Annotated in this window: 7 protein-coding genes; 5 read left to right on the top strand and 2 right to left on the bottom strand. The window is 29.0% G+C overall.

What is annotated here, in order from left to right; translation table 11 throughout:
- The coding region (gene mfd, locus KJQ97_RS08340; RefSeq protein WP_214120542.1) for a transcription-repair coupling factor at positions 1-2,405 on the top strand (2,405 nt) is incomplete at its 5' end.
- 21 nt (positions 2,406-2,426) lie between these two features.
- Here mfd and fliI read toward each other — a convergent pair.
- Complete coding sequence (gene fliI / locus KJQ97_RS08335; RefSeq protein WP_214120541.1) at positions 2,427-3,722, bottom strand: flagellar protein export ATPase FliI; 1,296 nt, start codon at positions 3,720-3,722, stop codon at positions 2,427-2,429.
- Positions 3,719-4,258, bottom strand: coding sequence for a GTP cyclohydrolase I FolE (gene folE / locus KJQ97_RS08330; protein WP_214120540.1), 540 nt, complete (start codon positions 4,256-4,258; stop codon positions 3,719-3,721). The genes fliI and folE overlap by 4 nt, the downstream gene beginning before the upstream one ends.
- Positions 4,259-4,334: 76 nt before the next feature.
- Here folE and tig point away from each other — a divergent pair, with 76 nt between their 5' ends.
- Genes tig through def form a run of 4 tightly spaced genes read left to right on the top strand, consistent with a single transcriptional unit; the run spans position 4,335 to position 7,739 of the window.
- On the top strand, positions 4,335-5,624 hold the full coding sequence (gene tig, locus KJQ97_RS08325; RefSeq protein WP_214120539.1) for a trigger factor: 1,290 nt from the start codon (positions 4,335-4,337) through the stop codon (positions 5,622-5,624).
- Positions 5,621-6,208 (top strand): ATP-dependent Clp endopeptidase proteolytic subunit ClpP, encoded by a 588-nt coding sequence (clpP, locus tag KJQ97_RS08320; protein ID WP_214115843.1) that lies wholly within the window; start codon positions 5,621-5,623, stop codon positions 6,206-6,208. The genes tig and clpP overlap by 4 nt, the downstream gene beginning before the upstream one ends.
- Positions 6,209-6,217: 9 nt before the next feature.
- Positions 6,218-7,231: a GGDEF domain-containing protein gene (locus tag KJQ97_RS08315; protein WP_214115842.1), complete on the top strand. Its 1,014-nt coding sequence runs from the start codon at positions 6,218-6,220 to the stop codon at positions 7,229-7,231.
- On the top strand, positions 7,221-7,739 hold the full coding sequence (def, locus tag KJQ97_RS08310) for a peptide deformylase (protein ID WP_214115841.1): 519 nt from the start codon (positions 7,221-7,223) through the stop codon (positions 7,737-7,739). The genes KJQ97_RS08315 and def overlap by 11 nt, the downstream gene beginning before the upstream one ends.
- The last annotated feature ends 15 nt before the right edge of the window (positions 7,740-7,754 follow it).

Raw genomic sequence — 7,754 nt, 5'->3', positions numbered from 1 at the left:
GAATAGTTTTATTTGATGATGAAGTAGAAAGTATTAAATATTTTGATGCAAGTTCTGGACTTAGCTATAAAGAAGAGTGTGAATATTGCGATATTTTACCGATAATTTCTTATGTAAGCGAAGAAAAATACGAAGAAATCAAAGAAAGTATTTTAAATAATGATGATTTAAATGAATACGAAAGTGTATTTTATTGGCATTTAAAACTTAGTAATTATTTAGAGTTTTCTTATGTTTGCACGAAAGAATTTGAATTAGGAAATATAATTTCTAAAGCTAAAAAATATAGCGATATGGTGTTTAATCCTAGCAATGATTTTTTCAAATTAAACTCAAATAAAAAGATAAAATTACTAGCTAGTAATGAGAATAAATTCTTAGATTATAAATTAGGCGAAAATGTAGAAAAAATCATCTCAAATGCAGTTTTAAATATTCAAAGCGATGATGAATTAATAATAAGTCTTAATAAATATTATAAAAAAGAGAAAAAATATAAATCAAGCATAGTTTTAGATGAGCTTATAAAAAATGATTATGTAGTTCATGAGCGATACGGCGTAGGTAGATTTTTAGGATTAGAATTAATAGAAAATGAAGGAAAAAAGCAAGAATTTATTGTGATTGAATATCAAAATGAAAATAAATTGCTACTTCCAACTAGCTCACTTTATTTGCTTGATAAATACATTTCAAGCTCAATTCCTGAACTTGATAAATTAGGCAAAAATACTTTTGTAAAACTCAAAGAAAAACTTAAAACTAAATTATTAGCAATTGCAGGTGCTATTACTGAATTAGCAGCAAAAAGGCAGTTAATTGTAACAAAGGCTATTAAAAAACCACTTGATTATGAGATATTTAAGGCTAAAGCAGGATTTGTTTTAACAAGTGATCAAGAAAAAGCAGTTAATGATATTTTTGAAGAGATAAGTAAATGCACTCCTATGGATAGATTGCTTAGTGCTGATGTTGGTTTTGGTAAAACCGAAGTAGCAATGCACGCAATTTTTGCTTGTGTTAAAAATGGTTTAAATGCCTTATTTTTTGTCCCGACTACACTTTTATGCTCTCAACATTATAAAACACTTAAAAATCGTTTAGAGCCTTTTGGAATTCAAGTTTTTAGACTTGATAGATTTTCTAATACTAAAAAGGCTATTATGAATACAAAAGAGCCAAAGGTTATTATAGGAACTCACGCTTTACTTAGTTTAGCAATTGATGATGTTGGGCTAATTGTAATTGATGAAGAGCATAAATTTGGCGTAAAGCAAAAAGAAAAATTAAAAGATATAAGTATAAAAGCTCATCAATTAAGTATGAGTGCTACTCCAATCCCAAGAACGCTTAATCAAGCTTTAAGCACACTTAAGACTTATTCTCAAATTCTAACTCCGCCTAATGATAGATTAGATGTAAGAACTTTTGTAAAAACTTATGATGACGCTTTAATTAAAGAAATCATAGCAAGAGAGCTTAGGCGTGGTGGGCAAGTATTTTACATACACAATCACATAGCTTCAATTGAACATAAAAAACGCTATTTAGAAGAGCTTTATCCAAAGCTTAGAATTTTAGTTTTACATTCAAAAATACCAGTAAATGAAGCTGAAGAAAAACTATTTGAATACGAAGAGAAAAAGTATGATTTATTATTATGCACGAGTATTGTTGAAAGTGGAATTGACTTAGCAAATGCAAACACCATAATAGTAGAAAAATCAAATCATTTCGGCATAGCTGATTTGCACCAGCTCCGTGGTAGGGTAGGTCGTAGCAAAATACAAGGATTTTGCTATTTTCTAGTTGATAACGAAGAAAGCGTTAGTGAAGATTCTAAGAAAAGATTATTAAGCTTAGCTAGTAACTCGTATTTAGGCAGTGGTAGCACTCTAGCTCAAATGGATTTAGAAATAAGGGGCGGTGGTAATTTATTAGGTGCTGAACAAAGCGGACATATAGAACAACTTGGCTATGCACTTTATATTAAAATGCTAGAAGCTGAAATTAATCGACTAAGTAAAGGAAATATCACAAAAGAGATTAAATACGAGCAAAAATTATTAGTAAATGCTTATATAAGTGATTATTTAGTACCTAATGATAAGCTAAGATTAAGCCTTTATAGAAAAATAAATGAGTGCGATAATTTAGCTAGTTTATCTACTATGCAAGATTCTTTTAACGATAGATTTGGCAAATGTGATAGCTATACAAGAAATTATTTTTCACTTATGGCAATTAAAATTTTATGTATTAAGCACGGATTTTGTGAAGTTAGTAATTATGAGCAAAATATAAAACTTTTAAAAGATAATGGTGAAAGAATTATTTTAAAAGCATCAAGTAAAAGCGATGATGATATAATAGATACTTTATTAAAATATTTAAATTCTTTATAAGAATTTAAATATTAATTCGGATTAATTAATTTGCTCAAGCATACTTAAAACTTCTTCAAAAGCAAAAGCTTCATCATTTCCTTGTCTTAAAAAATCATTCATATAATCTTTTTTACTCATTGCAAAATCAAGCTCTTTATCGCTACCTTTTACATAAGCACCAATTCTAATTAGAGTTTCGTTTTCTTTTAAAACTGAATTAAGCCTTTTAAACTTAGCAGCATTTTTTTTATGTTCAGGCGTTACCACATCTCCCATAACCCTACTTGCTGAATTTTGAATATTAATCGGAGGATATATTCCAAAATCAGTCAGGCTTCTATCTAATACGATATGCCCATCAAGAATTGACCTACTTTGATCAGCAATAGGATCGCTCATATCATCTCCATCAACTAGCACAGTAAAAAATGCTGTAATAGTTCCTTTACCTTCTTCTTTACCAGCTCGCTCCATTAATTGCGGCAATAGATTAAATACACTTGGTGGATAACCTTTAGCAGTAGGCGGCTCTCCAAGAGCAAGACCGATTTCGCGTTGAGCCATAGCAAAACGAGTAACGCTATCCATTATAAATAATACATCCATTCCTTGCTCTTTAAAAAATTCAGCCACACTCATAGCACAAAATGCCCCATATTTACGCATTAATGCACTATCATCGCTAGTCGCAACTATCATAACGGTATCATCCATTTTACCACCTAAATTCTTATGTATAAACTCAGGAATTTCTCTACCACGCTCACCTATTAAAGCAACTACTTTAACGGCTGCAGGGGCATTTTTAACTATCATTCCCATAAGAGTTGATTTACCAACCCCAGAACCAGCAAAAATACCTAATTTTTGTCCTACTCCACAAGTTAAAAGCCCATCAATACTTTTAATACCAACAGGAAAAGGCTCACTTATAAGCCCACGCTTAAGTGCATCTATTGGTGCTCTTAAAATAGGCATCATTTTACTTGGTGTGATTTTTTCTTTTCCATCTTTTGGACGCATAAATGGATCAACCACACGCCCAAGTAATTCCATAGAGCAAGGAATTTTCATTCCTGCTTCTTCTAAAAATGCTTTATCTCCGATTTTAAAGCCTTCTACAAAATCAAAAGGGCTTAAAAATGAAATATGCTCCTCAATCTTAACAACCATTGCATAAGCGATTTTTTCTTCATTTTCAAGTCTTATAACATCGCCTACGCTAGTGATTAATCCTTTAATCTCTATACTAATTGCAGAGATTTTGTATATAAAGCCAAAATTTTGTGAAATTGGTATTTTTGATATTTTATTTTTAAGTTTTTCTAAGTTCATTTTATTAGTGAATAAAATTCTTTCCTAGTTCTTTCATCACTTAAAAATATGCCTTTAAGAGAACTTGTTATTGTTTTAGAATTTACTTTTTGAATTCCACGCATTTGCATACATAAATGCTCAGCTTCAATAGTTACAGCAACACCTTTTGGCTTTAATATTTCATATAAAGCTAGGCTAATTTGTTCGCATAATTGTTCTTGGATTTGCAATCTTCTTGAATAAACTTCAACAAGTCTAGGTAATTTTGAAAGCCCAACTACTTTTCCATTAGGTATATAAGCAATATGAACTTTTCCAAAAAATGGTAATAAATGGTGTTCGCATAAGCTATAAAAATCAATGTCTTTTACTAAAACCATTTCATTGTTATCAGTGTTAAAAATAGCTTCGTTTAAAATTTCTTTTGGATTTTTTGTATAGCCACTACATAAGAATTCATATGATTTTTGAACCCTTTCAGGTGTTTTTACTAATCCTTCTCTATTTGGATTTTCACCAATTTTTATTAATAAATTTTTAATTAAGTCTTGCATTCTTTACCTTTATATTTTGCCAATGATTAATTTTTTTAGCTAGAATTGTGCGAAATATTTTACAAAAGGTAGTTTAATGAAACTTAGTACAACAAAAATTGATGAAATTAATTACTCAGTAAGTGGTGTTATAGAAAAATCTTTAATAGATGAAAAGGTTAAAGAAATAGCTGTAAAAGCTAGTAAAACTATGCAAGTTGCTGGTTTTAGAAAAGGCAAAGTTCCTGTAAATGTTGTTTTAGATAGATATAAAGATTCTTTATTAAAAGATGCAGAACAAGAAGCGATTACAAGTGCTTATAAAAATGCAGTTAAAGAAACAGGTAAAGATGAAAAAGAATTAATCGGTGAGCCAAGCTTTAAAAAATTCGATAGAAAAGATAATGGAATTGAATTTGAATTCGTAGTTTCTTTTAGACCAACAATTGATTTAAGTGGTTATGAAGCATTAGTTCCTGCATTAAAAATAGAAGAAATTAAAGAAAAAGATATTAAAGCTAGAAAAGAAGCTATGCTTAAGCAATTTGCTCCATTAGAAAAAACTAAAAAACAAATCTTAAAAAAAGGTGATTATGCTAAGTTTGATTTTGAAGGATTTGTTGATGGCGTTGCTTTTGAAGGTGGTAAAGCAGAAAATTATATGCTAGAGATTGGAAGTGGTCAATTTATACCAGGATTTGAAGATGGTATGATAGAGCTTAAAGTTGGCGAAGAAAAAGATATAGAAGTAACTTTCCCTGAAAATTATCAAGCAGCTCATTTAGCGGGTAAAAAAGCAGTATTTAAAGTAAAATTACATGAAATTCATGCAAGAAAATTACCTGAAATTGATGAAGAAATGCTTAAAAAATTACTTCCTGGTGTAGAAAACCCAACTGAAGCAATTTTAGATGAAAAAATAAAAGAACAATTAGAAACAGAAGCTAAATTTAAACAAATTGATGAAAAATTAAAACAAGAATTTGTTGAAAAAATGCTAGAAAAATATACTTTTGCAGTTCCACAAAATATTTTAGAACAAGAAACTAATTTACAATTTAATCAAGCTGCAAGAAGCTTTAGTAAAGAAGAATTTGACAAATTAAAAGATGATAAATATTTAGAAGAAAAAAGAAAAGAATATGAAGCAGAAGCATTAAAAAGCGTAAAATTAACTTTCATTGTTGATGAATTAGCAAAATTAAGAAATGTAGTTGTAAATGACCAAGAAGTAGCACAAGCTATTTATTTTGAAGCTTTAAGATACGGAATGGACCCTAAACAACTAATAGAAAACTATACAAAAAATGGCACATTACCAGCTGTTAGAATGAGTTTGGTAGAAGAAAAATTATTTGCTGATTTATTTTTAGGAAAAGATAAATGAGCTACATACCTTATGTAGTAGAAAAAACTAGCAAAGGCGAGAGAAGTTATGATATTTACTCTCGCTTACTTAAAGATAGAATTATTCTTTTAAGTGGTGAAATAAATGATGATGTAGCTGCTAGTGTAGTTGCACAATTGTTGTTTTTAGAAGCTCAAGATTCTACTAAAGATATTTATTTGTATATAAATAGTCCTGGTGGAGTTGTAACTAGCGGTCTTAGTATATTTGATACAATGAATTATATTAAACCTGATGTTAGTACAATTTGTATAGGACAAGCTGCTTCAATGGGAGCATTTTTACTTAGTTCTGGAGCTAAAGGTAAAAGGTTTGCTCTTCCAAATGCTAGAATTATGATACATCAGCCTTTAGGTGGTGCAAGAGGTCAAGCGACTGATATTGAAATTCAAGCAAAAGAAATTTTAAGATTAAAAGCAATGCTTAACAAAGTATTAGCTGAAAATACCGGTAATAAATTGGCAAAAGTTGAGAAGGACACTGAACGCGATTATTTTATGAGTTCAGAAGAAGCTTTAAAATACGGACTAATTGATAAGGTATTAGAAAAAAGTTTTAAATAGGATAGGGCTTTGAATAAAGAGATAATACACGATGAATCTCCTAAGATTCAGAAATTAAGTGGTGGAGAATTTGAGAAATTTACTCAACAAGTAATTAAACAACTTATAGAGGATAATGTTCCACCAACTCCTACTAATTATTCTATTTATTTTGAAAAAATGTTAGATACTAAGCCTATGGCCTTTAAAAAAAGAGTAACAGAAATGATTACTTATGAAAAAGAAGACCAAAGTAATAAAGTTGCTGTAATAGAACAAGACATTAAAGAAACCTTTGTAAATATAAAACAGCTAGTAGGTTCTATTGCAACAATTTATAAAAATATAAGCACAATGAAAGCTTTAATTAAGAAAAAAATAGGCGATTTGAGTATCGCTACTGGTTCTTTATCTATTCAAAATATTTTAAGGTCTTTAGATAGTGATATGGCTAAACTCACCACAGCCCTTGATATTCAATTAAATAGTATAAAAAAAGGTTATGATGAGATTGTAAAAATACATAATAGGGTGAATGAGCAGAGTGAATTTGATGATAAATTCGGAGTGTTTAATAAAAGATATTTATATAATAATATTACTCAAGACATAGAAGATATTAAAAAATATGGCTATTCAATATCTTTAATGTTTGTAAAGATTAAAGATAGTTTATTAAATACAATTGAATTACAAAAAGATAAAAATCTTTTGATGAGAAATGTTGCGAAATTATTATTAAAAACCTCAAGAAGAAGCGATGTTGTGGCACATTATGGAGATGGTATTTTTGTAATGGCAATGAAACATACAAATATAGTTAATGCAAAAAAAGCTTGTGAGAGAATTTCAGACTTATTTTACAATACAACATTTTTTATAAATGATAATGAAATTGATATTAATATAGAAATGAGCGTTGTAGCACTTAGTGGCGATAATTATGAAGAACAGATTCTTGAGGCTATTAGCGTATTACCGAATACTGGTAAAAATAAAGAAATTTATGCTGTAGTTGGAGATAGTGAAGAAAATGATGCTTAAATTAATAACTTATCCTAATAAATTATTATTTACTAGGAGTGAAGAAGTTAAGGTATTTGATGAAGAGTTACATACATTTTTAGATGATATGTATGAAACTATGATTTCATCTAGTGGTATAGGTTTAGCAGCAATACAAGTTGCAAAACCTTTAAGAATATTTTTGATTAATTTATTAAATGAAAATGAAGAACAAAATAAAGATGATTTGATTGAATTTATTAATCCAATAATAACACCTATTGGAGAAGGAACTCAAGTTTATGAAGAAGGTTGCCTTAGTGTTCCTGGTTTTTTTGAAGAAGTAACTAGATATAATAAAATTAAAGTTGATTATTTAGATAGATTTGGAAATCAAAAAACTTTAGAAGCTGAAGGGCTTTTAGCGGTTGCTATTCAACACGAAAACGACCATCTTGATGGACATTTATTCATAGAAAAAATATCATTTAGTGGAAGAAAAAAATTAGAAAAACATTTAAAAAGTTCTAAAAAGCCTAAAAAATAATTATGGCTTTTTAGA

It is taken from the genome of Campylobacter sp. 2018MI01 (assembly GCF_018501205.1).
Taxonomy (GTDB): domain Bacteria; phylum Campylobacterota; class Campylobacteria; order Campylobacterales; family Campylobacteraceae; genus Campylobacter_E.
Note: the sequence above shows the minus strand (reverse complement) of the source record. Positions and strands in the feature narration are given on the sequence as shown.

What these genes read in the sequence shown, in the direction of transcription:
- fliI (WP_214120541.1), bottom strand. Translation starts at nt 3,722, where the DNA reads ATGAACTTAGAAAAACTTAAAAATAAAATATCAAAAATACCAATTTCA.
- folE (WP_214120540.1), bottom strand. Translation starts at nt 4,258, where the DNA reads ATGCAAGACTTAATTAAAAATTTATTAATAAAAATTGGTGAAAATCCA.
- tig (WP_214120539.1), top strand. Translation starts at nt 4,335, where the DNA reads ATGAAACTTAGTACAACAAAAATTGATGAAATTAATTACTCAGTAAGT.
- clpP (WP_214115843.1), top strand. Translation starts at nt 5,621, where the DNA reads ATGAGCTACATACCTTATGTAGTAGAAAAAACTAGCAAAGGCGAGAGA.
- def (WP_214115841.1), top strand. Translation starts at nt 7,221, where the DNA reads ATGATGCTTAAATTAATAACTTATCCTAATAAATTATTATTTACTAGG.